Source organism: Flavobacterium turcicum (assembly GCF_011365745.1).
Classification (GTDB): Bacteria; Bacteroidota; Bacteroidia; order Flavobacteriales; family Flavobacteriaceae; genus Flavobacterium; species Flavobacterium turcicum.
The window spans coordinates 464,763-483,392 of the sequence record NZ_JAAOBY010000002.1 but is presented as its reverse complement, the minus strand read 5'-3'; the positions used below and the strand labels follow the sequence as shown (position 1 = coordinate 483,392).

General features: G+C 34.6%; 16 protein-coding genes and 1 riboswitch. Of the genes, 5 read left to right on the top strand and 11 right to left on the bottom strand.

Annotated elements, in window-relative coordinates; all coding sequences use genetic code 11:
- Positions 1 to 76: 76 nt before the first annotated feature.
- Positions 77 to 1,399 carry a Na+/H+ antiporter NhaC family protein gene (locus G9Q29_RS05985; protein WP_166134316.1) on the bottom strand — a complete coding sequence of 441 codons (1,323 nt, stop codon included), beginning with the start codon at positions 1,397 to 1,399 and terminating at the stop codon, positions 77 to 79.
- A 54-nt stretch (positions 1,400 to 1,453) separates the two neighbouring features.
- A riboswitch (SAM-I-IV-variant riboswitch) is annotated at positions 1,454 to 1,550 on the bottom strand.
- A gap of 255 nt (positions 1,551 to 1,805) precedes the next feature.
- Between G9Q29_RS05985 and G9Q29_RS05980 the strand changes: the two genes are divergently transcribed.
- The gene (locus G9Q29_RS05980; RefSeq protein ID WP_166134314.1) at positions 1,806 to 2,996 is read left to right on the top strand and encodes a cytochrome-c peroxidase; all 1,191 of its coding nucleotides are present in this window, start codon (positions 1,806 to 1,808) and stop codon (positions 2,994 to 2,996) included.
- Between the two features lie 50 nt (positions 2,997 to 3,046).
- Here G9Q29_RS05980 and G9Q29_RS05975 read toward each other — a convergent pair whose 3' ends face one another.
- The 10 genes from G9Q29_RS05975 to G9Q29_RS05930 all read right to left on the bottom strand — a co-directional run bounded on the left by G9Q29_RS05975 (position 3,047) and on the right by G9Q29_RS05930 (position 12,102).
- Positions 3,047 to 3,469, bottom strand: coding sequence for a hypothetical protein (locus G9Q29_RS05975; RefSeq protein WP_166134312.1), 423 nt, complete (start codon positions 3,467 to 3,469; stop codon positions 3,047 to 3,049).
- Between the two features lie 213 nt (positions 3,470 to 3,682).
- Positions 3,683 to 4,555, bottom strand: a complete 873-nt coding sequence (gene sucD, locus G9Q29_RS05970; RefSeq protein WP_166134310.1) for a succinate--CoA ligase subunit alpha — start codon at positions 4,553 to 4,555, stop codon at positions 3,683 to 3,685.
- Positions 4,556 to 4,650: 95 nt separating this feature from the next.
- Positions 4,651 to 5,013, bottom strand: a complete 363-nt coding sequence (locus tag G9Q29_RS05965; RefSeq protein WP_166134308.1) for a nuclear transport factor 2 family protein — start codon at positions 5,011 to 5,013, stop codon at positions 4,651 to 4,653.
- 1 nt (position 5,014) lies between these two features.
- On the bottom strand, positions 5,015 to 5,944 hold the full coding sequence (locus G9Q29_RS05960) for a UDP-3-O-(3-hydroxymyristoyl)glucosamine N-acyltransferase (RefSeq protein ID WP_166134306.1): 930 nt from the start codon (positions 5,942 to 5,944) through the stop codon (positions 5,015 to 5,017).
- A gap of 87 nt (positions 5,945 to 6,031) precedes the next feature.
- Complete coding sequence (efp, locus tag G9Q29_RS05955; protein WP_166134304.1) at positions 6,032 to 6,598, bottom strand: elongation factor P; 567 nt, start codon at positions 6,596 to 6,598, stop codon at positions 6,032 to 6,034.
- A 57-nt stretch (positions 6,599 to 6,655) separates the two neighbouring features.
- The gene (gene lpxA / locus G9Q29_RS05950) at positions 6,656 to 7,441 is read right to left on the bottom strand and encodes an acyl-ACP--UDP-N-acetylglucosamine O-acyltransferase (protein WP_166134302.1); all 786 of its coding nucleotides are present in this window, start codon (positions 7,439 to 7,441) and stop codon (positions 6,656 to 6,658) included.
- 69 nt (positions 7,442 to 7,510) lie between these two features.
- A complete protein-coding gene (locus G9Q29_RS05945; RefSeq protein WP_166134648.1) occupies positions 7,511 to 8,899 on the bottom strand; it encodes a bifunctional UDP-3-O-[3-hydroxymyristoyl] N-acetylglucosamine deacetylase/3-hydroxyacyl-ACP dehydratase in 1,389 nt (462 codons plus the stop codon).
- Positions 8,892 to 9,935 (bottom strand): UDP-3-O-(3-hydroxymyristoyl)glucosamine N-acyltransferase, encoded by a 1,044-nt coding sequence (lpxD, locus tag G9Q29_RS05940; RefSeq protein ID WP_166134300.1) that lies wholly within the window; start codon positions 9,933 to 9,935, stop codon positions 8,892 to 8,894. Before lpxD ends, G9Q29_RS05945 begins: the two co-directional genes overlap by 8 nt.
- Positions 9,936 to 9,975: 40 nt before the next feature.
- Entirely contained in the window at positions 9,976 to 11,205 is a 1,230-nt protein-coding gene (locus G9Q29_RS05935) for an HD domain-containing protein (RefSeq protein WP_166134298.1), read from the bottom strand.
- Positions 11,206 to 11,307: 102 nt separating this feature from the next.
- Positions 11,308 to 12,102 carry a 3-keto-disaccharide hydrolase gene (locus G9Q29_RS05930; RefSeq protein WP_166134296.1) on the bottom strand — a complete coding sequence of 265 codons (795 nt, stop codon included), beginning with the start codon at positions 12,100 to 12,102 and terminating at the stop codon, positions 11,308 to 11,310.
- A gap of 227 nt (positions 12,103 to 12,329) precedes the next feature.
- Here G9Q29_RS05930 and G9Q29_RS05925 point away from each other — a divergent pair, with 227 nt between their 5' ends.
- The 4 genes from G9Q29_RS05925 to G9Q29_RS05910 are packed head-to-tail and all read left to right on the top strand — an operon-like array spanning position 12,330 to position 18,531.
- On the top strand, positions 12,330 to 12,821 hold the full coding sequence (locus G9Q29_RS05925) for a GbsR/MarR family transcriptional regulator (protein WP_166134294.1): 492 nt from the start codon (positions 12,330 to 12,332) through the stop codon (positions 12,819 to 12,821).
- A gap of 20 nt (positions 12,822 to 12,841) precedes the next feature.
- Positions 12,842 to 13,948, top strand: coding sequence for an efflux RND transporter periplasmic adaptor subunit (locus tag G9Q29_RS05920; RefSeq protein WP_166134292.1), 1,107 nt, complete (start codon positions 12,842 to 12,844; stop codon positions 13,946 to 13,948).
- Positions 13,949 to 13,972: 24 nt separating this feature from the next.
- On the top strand, positions 13,973 to 17,125 hold the full coding sequence (locus G9Q29_RS05915) for an efflux RND transporter permease subunit (RefSeq protein WP_166134290.1): 3,153 nt from the start codon (positions 13,973 to 13,975) through the stop codon (positions 17,123 to 17,125).
- Between the two features lie 5 nt (positions 17,126 to 17,130).
- Complete coding sequence (locus tag G9Q29_RS05910; RefSeq protein ID WP_166134288.1) at positions 17,131 to 18,531, top strand: efflux transporter outer membrane subunit; 1,401 nt, start codon at positions 17,131 to 17,133, stop codon at positions 18,529 to 18,531.
- The last annotated feature ends 99 nt before the right edge of the window (positions 18,532 to 18,630 follow it).

The following is an 18,630-nucleotide window of genomic DNA, read 5'->3' as shown; positions in this document are numbered from 1 at the left end:
AAACGACTTGCCAAATATATACTATTTCCTTTTTTAAAAAAAATTTAGTCTTGATTATGAACAATAATTTTTACAATTATACCTTCAAAAAACGGTAGGCTAATTTATCCCAAAAAGTAGCATAAATAGCAATCAATGTAAACACAAGTAAAAATAAATGGTACCATGCGTTACTCAAAATATCAAGAAAATCTAATTTACCATTAGCATAACTCAGTATCAACAAAATTTGAGCTCCATAAGGCAATATTCCCTGAATAACGCATGAAAAAATATCTAAAATAGTAGCCGATTTTTTAGCACTCAATCCATACTCATCATTAATTTCCTTTGCAATAGGCCCAGTAATTACAATAGAAACGGTATTGTTCGCAATGGCTAAATTGGCAAAACCTACTAGTACTCCAATACCTGTTTGTGCTGATTTTTTACTTTTAATTCTTTTTTTGATTTGGTTTAAAACCCAAGTAATACCTCCAGCCTTATCAACCATAGCAGCTAATCCTCCTGTAAGCATAGAAAGCAAAAAGATATCGGTCATACTAGTAAATCCTTCATAAATTTTCTGGGTAAATTCCATTACCGTAAATGAGTCGTTGTAAAAACCAATCAGACCTGCAATTATTGTTCCTAGTAATAATGTGTAAAACACATTGACACCCACAACGGCAAAAACGATTACCAAAACGTACGGCAAAATAGCCCATAAAGAGTAATCATTTTTAGCGATATCTACAGCAACAACATCTGAATTGAAACCTAAATAGAAGAAAATTAAAATAGTTACAATGGCCGCCGGAAGTGCAATAAACAAGTTGATTTTAAATTTATCTTTCAAATCACAACCAAGAGATTGAGTTGCAGCTATTGTAGTGTCTGATATCATTGATAAATTATCACCAAGCATAGAGCCTCCTAACAAAGCACCTGCTATTAATGGCATTGAAGCACCACTTTTATCAGCGAGCGATATCGCAATTGGTCCAATTGCTACAATAGCACCAACAGAAGTTCCTGTAGCAGTAGATAAAAACGAGGCAATCAAGAATATCCCTAACGGAAAATAAGCTACATCAATAGTACTAATCCCTAAATTTACTACTGCATCTACACCACCCATTGCTTTACTCACCACGGCAAAAGCACCAGCGAACAAATAAATCAAACACATTGTCATGATTTTACTATCACCACAACCAGCAATTAAAGTATCTACTTTATCGTCAGTTGATGTTTTAAACAAAATAAATGCAGCAATAATACCTACTAATACTGCTACTGGTGAAGGAAACGCATAAAAATCATCTAGTAAAATACCAGCGCCCAAAAAAGTAAAAATAAAAATAAATAGCGGAATCAAAGCATACGGATTTCCGGATTCCTTAGTAAAATTTGTCATAAAAATAATTTTAAATTAAGTGTTATGACGAAAAACAAAGCTGGTATTGGGAATGTAAACAACATTTTTTCCAAAGGATTTGGCTTATCGTTTTAGCACCTTGCTTGTTGTTGCAGGTTGCTATCCCTTTACAGGATTCGTGATAACGGGTGCAAAAGTAATTGATTTTTTGCGAATAATTAAACAAACGGTAAAAAACATCAAACTTTTTACTAAAAAAGAAAAATACTTCTATTAATATTTTTCAAATAATATTAGATAATAAAAATTAATTATCAATAATTTATGATAATAAATAAGTATCTATTCAAATTAAACTATTTTTATAATTGATAGTCTAATCTAAATAATAAATCATTTTTAAAGGTTTGAATAGTAAAACAATCAAGTTTATAAACACAAAATAATGAAATTACTTAAACATAGCTTATTTATTGCCGCTAGTATTTTAGCGGCAGGTTGCAGCAATAATAACGATGCAACTGATTATATTGCAATTGAAGCTTACCCCAATATAAAAGCAAGCTTTGAAGGAAAAATAAATTTAAATCAATTAGACAATTATGCTAATCAGGTAGTACCTGCTTATATCACAAAGGACAATACAACTAACAATCCTATTACAGACAAAGGAGCTACGTTGGGCCGTATTTTATTTTATGACAAAAATCTTTCAGCTACAAATACAGTTTCATGTTCAAGTTGTCACGTTCAAGCAAATGCATTTGGAGATGTTGCACAAGCAAGTACTGGTGTAAACGGATTAACGAGTAGACATAGCATGCGATTGATCAATACTCGTTTTAGTAATGAAAGTAAATTTTTCTGGAATGAACGAGCAACTAATTTAGAAAATCAAACAACACAACCTATTCAAGATCATATTGAAATGGGTTTTAGCGGCACCTTGGGCGATGGTAATTTTAATACACTGACGAGTAAACTTCAAAACATTGGATATTATAAAGAACTGTTCAAGTTTGTTTATGGTTCAGAAGATATTACTGAAAACAAGATTCAATTGGCTTTAGCGCAATTTATTAGAAGCATTCAATCATTCGATGCAAAATATGATATAGGTCGCGCACTTGTAGCTAATGAAAATCAACCTTTTCCAAACTTTACAGTACAAGAAAATCAAGGAAAAAATCTGTTTTTAACACCACCAGTATTTGATTCAAGTGGTAGTAGAACTGCTGGAGGTTTGGGTTGCGCAGGATGCCATCAAGCGCCAGAATTTAGTATTGACCCCAATAGTCGCAATAACGGAATTATCGGAATACTAAATTCAAATGGTATTGATATTACAAATACTAGATCCCCAACCTTGCGAGACGCTATCAAAAAAGATGGAAGTAGCAATGGAGCATTTATGCACACAGCTAATTTAGCTACTTTGCAAAATGTGATTGGCCATTATGGCACTATTACAATTGCTTCGGGCAATACCAATTTAGATCCGAGATTGCGTCCAAACGGATCTGGACAAAAATTGAATTTGACAGCTACCGAAGTCGATGCATTGATCGCTTTCATAAAAACCTTATCAGGCTCTAATGTATATACCGATCCAAAGTGGGCGAATCCTTTTAAATAAAAAAGTCCCCTACTTTAATTGGGGACTTTAAATTTTTTTAAGGAAATTTATTAGAATGCAACATTCCATCTAGGCAACCTTCCATTCTCATCCAAAAATGATTGTAAAACTTGACCTTCTACAGCAGTTGGAATTGATTTTACTTCATTGTTAAAAGTTTCAAACCAAACCACTTCAAGAGAAGATATAGCTTCCTTTTTCATTTGAGCTGGCCAAGAATATTTCCTTCCTGTTTTTGCAAATTGGTGACCTTCTACAATTTTATCGAATAAACCGCCATTTTTTATTTTTAAAGCGCCGTTATTTTGAACAGTCCCAGTTGAACTCACCATAATTAATTCTTTCTCGTCACCTACAGCGTAAACTAAAAATACGCCAGATCCTTCAGAGGCATTACAAACTTGCTCTAAACTATCATCAACATTAAATAAAAATTGATTGGTAACCGTGAATTTTTCTAATTCTTTGTACATATATGTTATTTTTAATGGAATAGATTTTCACAAAAAAAGACCTCACAAAATCGTGAGGCTCACTGAAAACTATTCGTGTGTTTTGTTTTTATTAAAAAAAAACCTTGGATACAAGATTTTTTAAATAAAGTGCAAAGATATTTCTTTAATTCAATTTACAACAAAAAAAGCCCCACAAAATGTGAGGCTTTATAATATTTATATTTCAGGTGATTATCCTAAAATTTCTTTTACTTTTTTACCAATTTCAGCTGGTGAATCAACAACGTGAATTCCGTTGTCTCTCATGATTTGCTTTTTAGCAGCAGCTGTATCGTCAGATCCTCCAACAATTGCACCAGCGTGACCCATTGTTCTTCCAGCAGGAGCTGTTTCTCCAGCAATGAATCCAACAACTGGCTTGCGGTTTCCATCAGCTTTCACCCATTTAGCAGCATCTGCTTCTAATTGACCACCAATTTCACCAATCATGATGATTAATTCAGTCTCAGGATCATTCATTAACAATTCAACTGCTTCTTTTGTAGTAGTTCCAATAATTGGATCTCCACCAATACCAATTGCAGTAGTGATTCCTAATCCTTGTTTTACAACTTGGTCAGCTGCTTCATAAGTTAAAGTACCTGATTTAGAAACGATACCAACTGTACCTTTTTTAAACACAAAACCTGGCATGATTCCCACTTTAGCTTCACCTGGAGTAATTACACCTGGGCAGTTAGGACCAATTAATCTTGCATCTCTTTCTTTTACATAAGCATTAGCTTTAATCATATCTGCAACTGGAATTCCTTCAGTAATTGCAATGATTACTTTAATACCAGCATCAGCAGCTTCCATAATAGCATCAGCAGCAAAAGCTGGTGGTACAAAAATGATACTTGTATCAGCACCTGCTTGATCAACAGCATCTTTTACAGTATTAAATACCGGACGATCTAAATGACTTGTTCCTCCTTTTCCTGGAGTAACACCACCTACAACGTTTGTACCGTATTCAATCATTTGAGAAGCGTGGAATGTACCTTCGCTTCCAGTAAAACCTTGAACAATTATTTTGGAATCTTTATTAACTAAAACACTCATGATATATTTTTTATGTAGTTTTTAAAATGGTTATGCAAAAGTATAAAATAGTAATCACTAATTACTAGTGCTTCGGCAGTTTTTTGATACTAAAATTAGGATAATTGACTCATTTGATAGCCACGAAATAATTTGTTGTCTTTAATTTGCCAAATAACATTAAAATGAGCTAGTAACATCTCCTCTCTTGGATTTTCAATAGTTTTTACAAAATGGGAGTAGCGTAAAGACACCAGATCATTCTCTGCTAAGATATGGCTAATGCGCACCTTTGAACGCACGTAAGCTTTACTTAATTCATCGGATAATTGAACCAATGCATTGTAATCTAGCTCAACAAAACCTTTACTACTATTCCACTCCACTACCACTTCTGGATGAAGAAAATCTTTAATGACCGCGCTATCAATTAAGGCATCCGACTTATAAAACTTTTGAACTATCTCTTTTACAGACATATTATTTTAGTTTGTTTAAAATTTCTGGAATCTTTTTAATGTGAGCTAATTGTTTCAATTTTTCTCTGGATTCTTCTATCGGAGTTCCAAAATAGGACTTCCCGCCTTCAACTGATTTGGTAACTCCCGTTTGTCCCATAATTACCGCCTTAGCGCCGATAGTAATACCACTAGTAGTTCCTACTTGTCCCCAAATAGTAACTTCGTCTTCAATAATAACGCATCCGGCAATTCCGGTTTGCGAAGCAATTAAACATTTTTTACCAATAACAGTGTCGTGACCAACGTGTACTTGGTTGTCTAACTTTGAGCCTGCACCAATAGTTGTATCACCCGTTACACCTTTATCAATGCTACACAAAGCGCCAATACCAACATTATCCTCAATCACAACGCGACCTCCGGAGATTAATTGGTCAAAACCTTCTGCACGTTTTTTGTAATAAAAAGCATCAGCTCCCAAAATGGTTCCTGCATGAATAATCACATTGTCACCAATTATAGTATGGTCGTAAATAGTGACGTTGGGATGAATTAAACAATTTTTGCCAATTACAACTTGATTCCCTATAAAACAATTGGGTTGTATTACAGTTCCATCTCCAATTTTTGCAGTAGAAGCAATAGCAGAATTAGTTGCTTGAAAGGGTTTAAAATGCTTTGTTAATACATTAAAATCTCGAAAAGGATCATCAGAAAGCAAAAGTGCTTTGCCCTCTGGACAGTCTACTTTTTTATTGATTAAAACAATTGTAGCGGCCGATTGCAAAGCTTTGTCATAGTACTTTGGATGGTCCACAAATACTATATCTCCTGGTGTAACGACATGAATTTCATTCATACCTTGCACCGGAAAATTGGCATCACCAACATACTCACAACCAATAATTGCGGCTATATCTTGTAAAGCGTAAACTTTTTCGAATTTCATCTAATATACCTTTAATAAAAAGCAAATTAGGTTTTCTATTTTGATCAAACTTGAAATTTGTTTCAAAAAATAGAAAACCTAAATTAATTACTCTTTTACACGCTCCATGTAAGAACCCGTAGCTGTCTCAATTTTAATTTTGTCACCTTCGTTGATAAACAAAGGTACATTTACAGTAGCACCTGTTTCAACAGTTGCAGATTTAGTAGCATTAGTAGCTGTATTTCCTTTAATTCCTGGCTCAGCGTAAGTTACTTCTAAAACTACTGAAGCTGGCATATCAACAGATAATGGTAAATCAGTTTCGGTATTAATACTTACCATTACATTTTCACCTTCTTTTAATAAATCTGGTGAATCTAAAATATTTTTGTTCAATGAAATTTGCTCAAAAGTTTCTGTATTCATGAAGTGAAACTGATCTCCTTCTGGATATAAAAACTGAAACTTATGATTTTCTACACGAACTTCATCAATTTTATGACCTGCAGAAAATGTATTATCTAATACTTTTCCGTTAGTCAAACTTCTTAATTTAGTTCTCACAAACGCAGGACCTTTACCTGGTTTTACGTGTAAAAATTCGATAATTTTATAAATATCGTTGTTGTATTTAATGCACAATCCGTTTTTAATATCTGATGTAGTTGCCATTTTGGTATGTTTAGCTATTATTTTAAATGTAATAGCGGTTTATATTTGTTTCTATTTTTAATAATTTCCTGAGTAGCCTTTCATTACTCCTCTTGATGAATTTCGAATAAAATCGATAATTTCATCTCGTTCTGGAGTCGCTTCCATTTCTGCCTCAATGATCCCTAATGCTTGCGTTACATTGTAATTCTTTTGATACAAAATACGGTAGATTTCTTGAATTTCTCTGATTTTTTCAGAGGTAAATCCACGTCTTCTTAAACCAACAGAATTTATACCTACATATGAAAGTGGTTCTTTTGCTGCTTTTGTGTAAGGCGGAACATCTTTTCTCAACAATGATCCACCAGAAATCATAGCATGGTCCCCCACACTAATAAACTGATGAATAGCTGACAATCCTCCAATAATAGCGTAATTGCCAATAGTCACGTGACCACCTAATAATACACCATTTACAATAATGGCGTTGTTACCAACGTGACAATCATGCGCAATATGAGCCGTTGCCATAATCAAGCAATTGTCTCCAATAACAGTTTGACCAGAAGCAACTGTACCTCTATTTATTGTAACGCACTCTCTAATTGTACAATTGTCGCCAATAATTACGAGAGAATCTTCGCCTCCAAACTTTAAATCTTGCGGCACTGCCGATATAACTGCGCCTGGAAAAATATTACAATTTTTTCCGATGCGGGCTCCTTCCATGATGGTCACATTCGATCCAATCCATGTTCCATCACCAATAACTACATTGTTGTGTATGGTGGTAAAAGGCTCTATAACAACATTCTTGGCAATTTTAGCACCAGGGTGAACGTAAGCTAGTGGTTGATTCATAATCTTTATTTAATCGTTTACCTGTTTAATCGATTAACCGAAAAACGATTAACCAAATCAACAAAAAAATTATTGTTTTTTTGCAATTTGCGCCATTAATTCTGCTTCAGCTACTAATTTTCCGTTAGCGTAAGCATTGGCTTGCATGTGGCAAATACCTCTTCTGATTGGTGTAATCAAATCACACTTAAAGATTAATGTATCGCCGGGTAAAACTTTATGTTTGAACTTGACATTATCAATTTTCATAAAATACGTCAAGTAATTTTCTGGATCTGGAACAGTACTTAAAACCAAAATTCCGCCTGTTTGCGCCATAGCTTCAACGATTAGAACTCCTGGCATAACTGGAGCCTCTGGAAAATGCCCCACGAAGAAGTTTTCATTCATCGTTACATTCTTCATCCCAACCACATGACTTTCAGACATTTCAATAATGCGATCAATCAATAAAAACGGTGGACGATGTGGCAAAACAGCCATTATTTTATGAATATCCATCAAAGGCTCTTGATTCAAATCATAAACTGGCACATAGTTGCGTTGTTCAATTTTGATAATCTTTGCCATTTTCTTGGCAAACTGAGTATTCACAAAATGTCCTGGCTTGTTTGCAATTACTTTTCCTTGAATACGAGTTCCTATCAAAGCTAAATCACCAACAACATCTAACAATTTATGACGTGCTGCTTCATTTGGATAATGCAAAGTCAAATTATCTAAAATACCATTTGGTTTTACTGAAATTTCATCTTTACCAAAAGCACGCTTCAAATTCTCCATTGTGGCTGCAGAAATTTCTTTATCTACGTACACAATAGCGTTGTTTAAATCGCCTCCTTTTATTAATCCATGTTCTAAAAGAGATTCTAGTTCATGTAAAAAACTGAATGTTCTTGAATTAGCAATTTCAGATTTAAATTCTGAAATGCTTTTCATGTTAGCGTTTTGTGTTCCAAGAATTTTTGTACCAAAGTCAACCATTGCAGTAACACAATATTGGTCGCTAGGCATTACTAATATTTCACTGCCCGTTGCTTCATCTGTAAATGAAATAACTTCTTTTACCACATAAACGTTGCGATTAGCATTTTGCTCCTCAAAACCCGCTTGTTCTAAAGCTTCAACAAAATATTTAGATGAACCATCCATGATTGGAAGTTCAGAAGCATTCAATTCAATAATAACGTTATCCAAATCGCAACCAATTAAAGCCGCTAAAACATGTTCAGGAGTCTGAATTTGTACACCGCGTTTTTCAAGATTGGTACCTCTTTGTGTATTTACTACAAAATTAGCATCTGCTTCAATAACGGGTTGTCCTTCAAGATCTATTCGAACAAAAGTAAAACCATTATTCACTGGAGCAGGTTTAAAAGTCATTTTAACTTCTTTACCAGTATGTAAGCCAACTCCTGTTAGTGAGATTTCTGTTTTGATGGTCTTCTGTTTAACCATTGTTTCCATTTTTTTGGTTTAATATTTGTTTTTTTAATTCTTCAATTTCTGCAACAATTTTAGGTAAGTTTTTAAAGTGAATGTATGACTTACTAAAATCATTGTATCCAAATGTTGGGCTTCCTTGCAAAATTTCATTGTCTTTTATATTGCGACCAACGCCTGATTGTGCCTGAATGCGCACATTATTGCCAATTGACAAATGACCAGAAATACCCACTTGACCACCAATCATACAATTTTTACCAATTTTGGTTGAACCTGCTACCCCTGCTTGGGCAGCAATCACGGTATTCTCCCCAATTTCGACATTATGTGCAATTTGTATTTGGTTGTCTAATTTTACTCCTTCGCGTATAATTGTAGAACCCATTGTTGCTCTATCAATTGTAGTGCAAGAACCAATATCGACATTATCTTCAATAACTACGTTTCCAATTTGAGGAATCTTAGTATAAGTTCCATCTGGATTTGGAGCAAAACCAAAACCATCTGCACCAATGATAGCACCGGAATGAATCGTACAATTGTTTCCAATCCTTGTTTCTGAATATATTTTTGCACCAGCAAAAACAACACAATTGTCTCCAATAACTACATTATCACCTACGAAACAATTGGGATAAATTTTGACATTATCACCTAAAACAACATTTTGCCCGATATAACTAAAGGCACCTAAATAAGTATTGGTTCCCAATTTTGCGTTATCAGCTATAAAAGAAGGTTGCTCTATACCAGTCTTGTTTAGTTTAACTTCGTTATAAAATTCTAAAAGTTTGGTAAAACTAGCATAAGCATCTTCTACCTTTATAAGCGTAGTCTCAACAGGAGCATCGGCTACAAAACTTTTATTAACAATTGTTATAGAAGCTTTTGTGGTATAAATATAATTTTGATACTTCGGATTAGACAAAAAAGTAAGAGAACCTTCTGCTCCTTCTTCAATTTTTGATAAGGTAGAAACTTCGGCATTGGCATTGCCAATTACCTCTCCTTCTAATATCCCCGCTATTTGTTCTGCTGTAAATTTCATCGCGACAAAAATATAAAAAAATAGATTTTAAATGCTGTTTTTATAACAGTTGTTTTGGGAAACATAGATAATACTTAGTCACTGCCTTAGATAACGATTTTAAATTCAGCTGGTCAGAAGATTCAATTACATCTTCAACAGTACTATCTTTTTTCAAAATTCGAATAGGTTCTGCCTCTTTACTGTAGGCTTGATTTTTGATTTTTCCCCTAAAAATAAAGTAGTTAGTATCTGTAACAGAAATATGGTATTCTCTAGAAAATCGTTCTTTCAATTCTTGTAAATAGTCTAAATCTACTTTTTCGCTACTCAATTTGATCTTCAACAAATCCCTGTTGACGATCATTTTACTTAAAGCCGACAAAATATAATCGGGCTGTTTTTGCCATGTTTTTAATGCACCAATTATATCAAAATCATCTAATTGAGAAAACAAATATAAAGTAGCGGCATCAAAATTTTGCAATGAAACTCTGTTTTGCATAAAAAACAATAGTGGTTCGCTACAAGGCAGTACAATACCTTTTAATGTCAATTCTTTTGCCCTTTTTAAGATTTTCATCAAAATAAGTTCGGCTACCAAACTCGTTTTGTGCAAATACGCTTGCCAATACATTAATCTTCGGGACATCAAAAATTTCTCAACAGAGTAAATTCCTTTCTCTTCGATAACTAAATAATCATCTACCACGTTCATCATTTGAATCAAACGTTCCGAATTTACATTTCCTTCTGCCACTCCTGAGTAAAAACTGTCTCTTTTCAAATAATCCATTCGGTCCATATCTAATTGACTAGATATCAATTGCAACATAAATTTACGGTTGTACTCTCCTTTAAACACTTGAATGGCCAAGCTTAATTGTCCGTTGAATTCAATATTTAGCTGATTCATGAACAGCAAAGAAATTTCTTCGTGGTGCACATCTTCAACAATACTTTTTTCCATAGCATGCGAAAATGGACCGTGGCCAATGTCGTGAAGCAGAATAGCAATATAAAGGGCATTTTCCTCTTCTGCTGAAATAACAACTCCTTTAAAACGAAGCACATCAACTGCCTTTTGCATCAAATGCATACAGCCCAATGCGTGATGAAAGCGAGTATGGTTGGCACCAGGATAAACTAAATAGGATAACCCCATTTGTGAAATGCGGCGTAAACGCTGAAAATATGGATGCTGAATTAGATCATAAATTAGTGCATTCGGTATAGTGATAAACCCATAAATAGGGTCATTAAATATTTTCTTCTTATTGATTGGAGTCACTTCTTTTTATTTTTAAAGGTCAACAAATATAAGTAAATTCATTTTCAAAAATGAAATCCTACAAAAATGGAGCGTTACAAGCGCTCCATTTCTATTTTGATGTTATAATCTTCGAAGCCAAATATTTCTAAACTGATTTTTGGAATCATGATCTTGCAGCGAAATCACGTCCTCTCCGTGCGCAGACGGATAATTGTGCAAACCTATATACAAAGTTAGTCCATTTATTGTCGCATTATTTTGCACCAAAACGCCATTCAAGAAAACCGTAATTCGAGCTGGAGCATCAATTTTACCATCCGCTTTAAATCTTGGTGCGGTATAAATAATATCGTATGCGTTCCATTCTAAAGGCGTTTTTACAGCATTAACCAAAGGTGGATGATCTTTGTAAATACTACCTGCTTGACCGTTAGCGTATGTTCTATTGTTGTATGAATCTAAAATCTGGAGTTCATAACGGTTTTGAAAAAAAACACCACTATTACCTCTCGCCTGTCCGCCATCAAGCACTTCATCTGGAGCACTCCATTCTAGGTGTAATTGGCAATCCCCAAATGACATTTTAGTTTGTATACCGCCAGAACCAGGAACCACTTCCATGTAATCTTTATCAACAATTTTCCATGGCGCAGCTTTACTTTGATCTTTTTGACTTACCCATTGATCTAAATTTTTTCCATCAAATAAGATAATCGCATCCGAAGGAGCGTTTCCTAAAACTTTCGCAGGCGTTACTACTTGAACTTGTGGCTCCCAAATTTCAGTCATTTCAGGTTTCATAGGCATAGGCGAAACTTCTGGAGGAGTATTAACAAACTTATGTTGGGCTGTTGTAATTGTTGCTACAATTAAAAATGCGGCTACTATAAATGGTGAATAATTTTTTGTGTTCATAATTGTATGGTCTAGTTAAAAGTAGTTAATCGTTTTATTACAATTTCCAATATTAAGCATTTTTTTCGAATGTAATTGATTCATAGCTACTTTTTAGGCTTTTAAATAAATATTACACTCATTTTGCACTCCTTGTTTATTAGAATTCAAATTAACATAAATTTAAGTTCGCTTAGTTCGGTAAATTACGAACTAACTTGTAATTTTGCAAAAAAATAACAGAATTTATGCAGAAAGAACGCGAGGAATTGATTGAAATGTTTGGCATTCATTTCGAACTTTTATACCATTTACCGCCTTTGGGTTCTCGTATTTTAGGACTCTTAATTGTTGATGGTTGTAAAAACGGACTCACATTTGAAGAAATTATAGCAAAAATGGCAGCTAGTAAAAGCTCCATTTCAACCAATTTAAATTTACTGCTAAAGATGGGTAAAATAAATTACCACACTCTTTCAGGCGATCGAAAAAAATATTTTAAAGCTTCACCTTTTAGCGAGAGGCTTCAGAATTATGTCAAAATATTAGAGAGCGAAAAAACACTCATCGATAAATTACTTGGTTATAGAGAACAAACAGCCTCGTGCGTTGAAGAACGCTGTAACATGCAAAATGTAAAAGCATATAAAAATCATGTTTACGAAGTAGAATCTCTTTTATTAAAGACTATTTCGACATTCAAAGAGATTGAAAATCACAATAACAACTCCAAAAATTAATTTTAGAAACACCAAATCCAATGAAAAAGAGATACTTAATAAGCGCCCTTTTGATAACCATAAGCTTTCTTTCTTGTAAAAAAGAAACGGAGCAAGTTGCACCTCCTACACCAACCTACAAAGTGGCTCAAATAGCTACAAGTAGCACAACCCTTTTAGCTGAATATCCTACAAGTTTAGAAGGAATTACAGATATTGATATTCGCGCTAAAGTAGATGGCTATATTGAAAAAATTTATGTGCAAGAAGGTCAAGAAGTTAAAAAAGGACAACTTCTTTTTAAACTAGAAACACAAACTGCAAATCAGGAGGCCGCTGCCGCAAAAGCGAAAGTAACTGCTGCTCAAGTAGAAGTTAGCCGTCTAAAACCACTTGTAGAACGCAATATTATCAGCGATGTGCAACTTGAAACTGCTAAAGCAAATTTGGCTAATGCCAAAAGTATTTATCAAGGTATTGTAGCCCGCATTAATTATGCTACTATAAAAAGCCCTGTTAACGGAATTGTAGGTTCATTGCCTTTACGATTAGGAAGTTATGTAAGTAGTCAAACTGCAGAACCACTCACACGCATTTCAGATGTAAGTACTATTTATGCCTACTTTTCAGTAAATGAAAAACAACAGCTAGATATAATGATGCATGCTGCAGGTAAAACCTTTCAGGAGAAAATCAACAAAATGCCAAAAGTTAACTTGGTCCTAAGTAACGGAATTGCTTACGAGCAAAAAGGTAAAATAGAAACTTTTAGCGGTCAAGCCAATGCGCAAACTGGTTCATTCAATGTTCGAGCGAGTTTCCCTAATTCAAATCGATTATTGCGCTCTGGCGAAAGTGGAGTAATTCAAATTCCGACTGATTTGCAAAATGTGATCATCATTCCTCAAAACGCAACTCTAGAAATGCAAGACAAACGTATTGCGTTAATTGTGGATAAAGAAAGTAAAGTAAAAGCAGTTCCAATAACTGTGAGATCAGTACCTGGTGGACAGTTTTTTGTAGTGGACAGTGGCCTAAATCCAAACGATAAAATGTTAATTGAAGGTATAGGAATTGTAACAGAAGGCACACTTATAAAGCCAGAAGTAGTTGATTTTAATTCCATTATCAATACTGCAAAAAAATAATTGACTTTTTAAAAATCAAAACATATGTTTTCAAAATTTATTGACAGACCAGTATTGTCAACTGTGATTTCTATTATCATAGTGATATTGGGTGCTTTAGGATTGCTTTCGCTTCCGGTTTCGCAATATCCAGAAATAGCACCACCAACAGTTACAGTAACAGCAAATTATCAAGGTGCAAGTGCCGAGGTGGTAATGAATTCGGTGGTTATTCCGCTAGAAGAACAAATTAATGGTGTCGAGGATATGACCTACATGACCTCTACTTCAAACAATGACGGATCAGCTTCGATTAGTATTTACTTCAAACTGGGTACAAATCCAGATTTAGCAGCTGTAAACGTTCAAAATAGAGTTTCAAGAGCTACACCTCTATTGCCACAAGAAGTTACCAGAGCTGGAGTTACCACATCAAAAAGACAAAGTGACAACATCTTGATTTTTTCTTTGTACAGCGAAAATCCTGATTACGACATGACCTTTTTACAAAACTATGCCAACATCAACATTTTGCCAAAAATCAAAAGAGTTGCTGGCGTGGGTGAAGCAACTATTTTTGGACAAAAAGATTATTCGATGCGTATTTGGCTCAAGCCAGATGTAATGGGCGCCTATGGATTGGTTCCTTCTGATGTTACTGCTTTATTAGCGGAGCAAAATATCGAAGCAGCACCCGGACAGTTAGGGGAAAGTAGCAACCAATCGTTTCAATATACTTTAAAATACAAAGGACGTTTACAAAATACCCAAGAATTCGAAAACATCGTCATTCGTTCTACAGCAAATGGTGAGGTTTTAAAATTGGGAGATGTCGCAAAAATCGAACTAGGAGCTGTAAACTATGCTAGTAATACCTTAACAAATGGCAATCAATCGGTAGCTATTGCTGTGGCGCAAACTGCTGGATCGAATGCGCAAGAGGTAATTGAAGGCTCCTTAAAAGTTTTAGAAGAAAGCTCAGTTAACTTCCCAAAAGGAGTAAATTATACCACTCTGATTAACGCAAATGATTTTCTAGATGAATCCATTACAAAAGTAATTCATACCTTAATCGAAGCGTTTATCTTAGTATTTATTGTTGTTTTTATCTTTTTACAAGACTGGAGATCAACGCTAATCCCTGCTATTTCAGTTCCTGTTGCCATTGTAGGAACATTCTTTTTCTTGAGTTTATTTGGTTTCACCATAAACTTATTGACCCTTTTTGCATTGGTTTTAGCAGTAGGTATTGTGGTCGATGATGCCATTGTAGTTGTGGAGGCTGTACATGCAAAAATGGAAGCTGGGGAACACGACCCTAAAAAAGCAACACACAGCGCCATGAGTGATATTAGTAGTGCCATCATTTCGATAACTTTAGTGATGTCGGCGGTATTTATTCCGGTATCATTTATTAGCGGTTCAGCAGGAGTTTTTTACAAACAATTTGGTTTAACCTTAGCTGTAGCGATTGTTTTATCTGCTGTTAATGCATTAACATTATCACCTGCCTTGTGTGCGATTTTCTTGAAAGGACACGATAACGAAAAGAAAACTGGTTTTTTAAATCGTTTTTACACCGCGTTTAATGTTGGGTTTGAAGCAACAACTAATAAATACAGAAAATCAGTTTCATTTTTCATCAAAAGAAAATGGGTTGCAGTACTCGGAATTGCCTTATTTGCGGGTCTGTTTGTGTTGTTATTGAATGTCACACCAAAAGCCTTTGTACCCGGAGAAGATACGGGTGCTATCCTTTCGGATGTGTCATTGCCACCGGGAACTTCATTAGAAAACACTGAGAAAGTCTTGTTGCAAATTGAAAATAAAGTAAAAGATATTCCTGAAATAAAAGGTGTTCTACGTATTTCTGGTCGAAGTTTGATCAGTGGAACCGGAAGTAATTACGGAATGGTAATCGTAAAATTAAAACCTTGGGCCGAGCGAAAAGAAGCCAATCAAGAAATCAATGCCATTGTACAAGAATTATTTAAGCGTACTGCTGCTGTAAAAGATGCCAAAGTACTATATTTTGCTAGGCCAACCTTAGTCGGTTTTGGTTTTACAAATGGATTTGAATTTCAATTACAGGATCAAAAAGGAGGAACTATTCAAGAATTAAGTCAAGTCAACAATTCATTTTTGGCAGCATTAAATGCAAGACCGGAAATTAAATATGCTGCAACTTCTTTTTCGCCAAATTATCCTCAATACCGAATTGATTTAAACGTACCGGCAATTAAAAAATCTGGTTTAACAGTTACTGATGTTTTAAGTACTCTTCAAGGTTATTATGGTGGTGTTTATGCTTCTAATTTCAACAAGTTTGGAAAACAATACCGTGTAGTTTATCAATCAGACCCATCATTTAGAAGCGATCCGGAATCATTAAATAAAGTTTTGGTTCGCAATAATAATGGTCAAATGGCTCCAATATCTCAGTTTATTACGCTAGAAAAAACTTTTGGTCCACAAGCAATTGACCGTTTTAATTTATTTACTTCTGTAAAAATTACTGGTGCACCGAAAGATGGTTTTAGTTCCGGTGATGCCATTAAGGCTATTGAAGAAGTGGCGAGTCAAAGTTTACCAGTAGGTTATGGTTATGAATATTCAGGAATGACTCGTGAAGAAATCAGTGCGGGTGGACAAACCTTGTATATTTTCTTATTGTGTCTAGTATTTGTTTATTTCTTATTAGCCGCACAATATGAAAGTTATATGCTACCATTTGCAGTATTAATTTCATTACCAATTGGTTTGGCTGGAGCTTATTTATTTGCTTTTCTATTTGATGTAAGCGATAATATTTACCTGCAAATTACCTTGATTATGTTAATTGGTTTACTTGCTAAGAACGCTATTTTGATTATCGAATTTTCGACAGAAGCAAGAAAAAATGGACTTTCAATTGCAGAAGCTGCTATACAAGGAGCCGTTGCGAGATTACGTCCTATCTTGATGACTTCGTTTGCTTTTATCTTTGGATTATTACCATTGATGTTGGCACAAGGAGCTGGAGCAGTTGGAAACAAAGCGATTGGAACAGGAGCAATTGGCGGTATGCTGATAGGAACTTTGTTGGGCGTATTTGTTATCCCAGTGTTGTTTATCATCTTTCAAACTTTGCAAGAAAAAATTAGTGCAAAGCCAATTCCGACTACTCATTCAGAATCAGATTCTCAAAATTTAGACTAAAAAAAATGAAAAACAACAGCTATAAAATTATCTTTTTGATCGCTTTAGCCCTCACAGTGCAATCTTGTTTTGTGGCCAAAGAATACAAAAGACCCGAATTAAAAACTGAAAATTTATACCGAAATGAAATCGTAGCAACAGATACGATTTCACTTGCAGATGTGGCTTGGAAAAATGTCTTTACAGATCCCATTTTACAACAATACATTCAGAAAGGACTCGAAAATAACTTGGATATTAAAATTGCCATGCAAAACATCGCAGCTGCAGAAGCCACGATGAAACAAGGTAAAGCAGGCTTCTACCCTACTTTTTCAACTTCTGCAGACTGGACACATCAGGAACTTTCTAGAAACAGCCAATTTGGTGCCTTGTTGCGTGATCGTAGCACTGATCAATACCAACTTACTGGAAATCTATCTTGGGAAGCGGATATTTGGGGCAAAATTAGAAGTAATAAACGCGCTGCCAACGCCTCTTTTTTACAAAGCACTGCTGCAAATCAAGCTGTTAAAACACAATTGATCGCAAATATTGCTGCTACGTACTACCAACTGATGGCCATTGATGCACAAATAAAGTTAGCCGAAAAAACTTTAGTTAACCGTAATCAAAGTATTGAAACTATTGTTGCGTTAAAAAAAGCAGGTAATGTTACTGAAGTTGGTGTAAAACAAACAGAAGCTCAAAAATACGCTACTGAAATTATCATCGCTGATCTTAAAAATAATACCATCATTCTAGAAAATACCTTGAGTATTCTGATGGGGCAAAATTCTAATAAAATTGAAAGGAGTACTTTTGAAGCACAAAGCATAAAACCGGCTATAACACTTGGTACATCAGTACAATTGCTACGAAACCGACCAGATGTAATTGCCGCTGAATATAATTTGATATCTAATTTTGAGCAAACTAATGTTGCAAAAAGTAATTTTTACCCAACGTTTAAAGTTACTGCTGCAGGCGGATTGCAGAGTATTGACCTAAAAGAATGGTTCAGTGCCAACTCCATTTTTGCTAATGTGATTACAGGCTTAACACAACCTATTTTCAACCAACGTCAAATAAAAACAAGATTTGAAATTGCAAAAGCAAATCAAGAAAAAGCTTACCTTCAGTTTGAACAATCCTTATTGACAGCTGGAAAAGAAGTATCGGATGCGCTAGCCATTTATAACAATGAAACTTACAAGTTAACTGTTCGAGAAAAACAAGTAGCTGCATTAAACAAAGCCACGGACTATTCAGATGAGCTTCTTACCTATGGATTGGCAAATTATCTAGAAGTTTTAACTGTGAAAGACAACGCTTTAAATGCAGAACTTAATTTGATAGACAATAAATTCCAACAATATAAAGCAATCATCCAATTGTATAAAGCACTTGGCGGAGGTTGGAAATAAAACATTAAAATTTGATTGTTTGGTTTGTTTGAAACCGCTAGTAAAAAGAATACTAGCGGTTTTTTTAAATCCAAAAATAATTGACTTATAACCAAAAAA

Bases quoted from the DNA above. Each gene is read 5' to 3' on its own strand.
- G9Q29_RS05960 (WP_166134306.1), bottom strand. From the start codon at position 5,944: ATGAAATTCGAAAAAGTTTACGCTTTACAAGATATAGCCGCAATTATT.
- G9Q29_RS05930 (WP_166134296.1), bottom strand. From the start codon at position 12,102: ATGAACACAAAAAATTATTCACCATTTATAGTAGCCGCATTTTTAATT.
- G9Q29_RS05965 (WP_166134308.1), bottom strand. From the start codon at position 5,013: ATGTCTGTAAAAGAGATAGTTCAAAAGTTTTATAAGTCGGATGCCTTA.
- G9Q29_RS05915 (WP_166134290.1), top strand. From the start codon at position 13,973: ATGTTTTCAAAATTTATTGACAGACCAGTATTGTCAACTGTGATTTCT.
- sucD (WP_166134310.1), bottom strand. From the start codon at position 4,555: ATGAGTGTTTTAGTTAATAAAGATTCCAAAATAATTGTTCAAGGTTTT.
- G9Q29_RS05945 (WP_166134648.1), bottom strand. From the start codon at position 8,899: ATGGTTAAACAGAAGACCATCAAAACAGAAATCTCACTAACAGGAGTT.
- G9Q29_RS05980 (WP_166134314.1), top strand. From the start codon at position 1,806: ATGAAATTACTTAAACATAGCTTATTTATTGCCGCTAGTATTTTAGCG.
- G9Q29_RS05985 (WP_166134316.1), bottom strand. From the start codon at position 1,399: ATGACAAATTTTACTAAGGAATCCGGAAATCCGTATGCTTTGATTCCG.
- G9Q29_RS05975 (WP_166134312.1), bottom strand. From the start codon at position 3,469: ATGTACAAAGAATTAGAAAAATTCACGGTTACCAATCAATTTTTATTT.
- G9Q29_RS05920 (WP_166134292.1), top strand. From the start codon at position 12,842: ATGAAAAAGAGATACTTAATAAGCGCCCTTTTGATAACCATAAGCTTT.
- G9Q29_RS05925 (WP_166134294.1), top strand. From the start codon at position 12,330: ATGCAGAAAGAACGCGAGGAATTGATTGAAATGTTTGGCATTCATTTC.
- efp (WP_166134304.1), bottom strand. From the start codon at position 6,598: ATGGCAACTACATCAGATATTAAAAACGGATTGTGCATTAAATACAAC.
- lpxD (WP_166134300.1), bottom strand. From the start codon at position 9,935: ATGAAATTTACAGCAGAACAAATAGCGGGGATATTAGAAGGAGAGGTA.
- G9Q29_RS05910 (WP_166134288.1), top strand. From the start codon at position 17,131: ATGAAAAACAACAGCTATAAAATTATCTTTTTGATCGCTTTAGCCCTC.
- lpxA (WP_166134302.1), bottom strand. From the start codon at position 7,441: ATGAATCAACCACTAGCTTACGTTCACCCTGGTGCTAAAATTGCCAAG.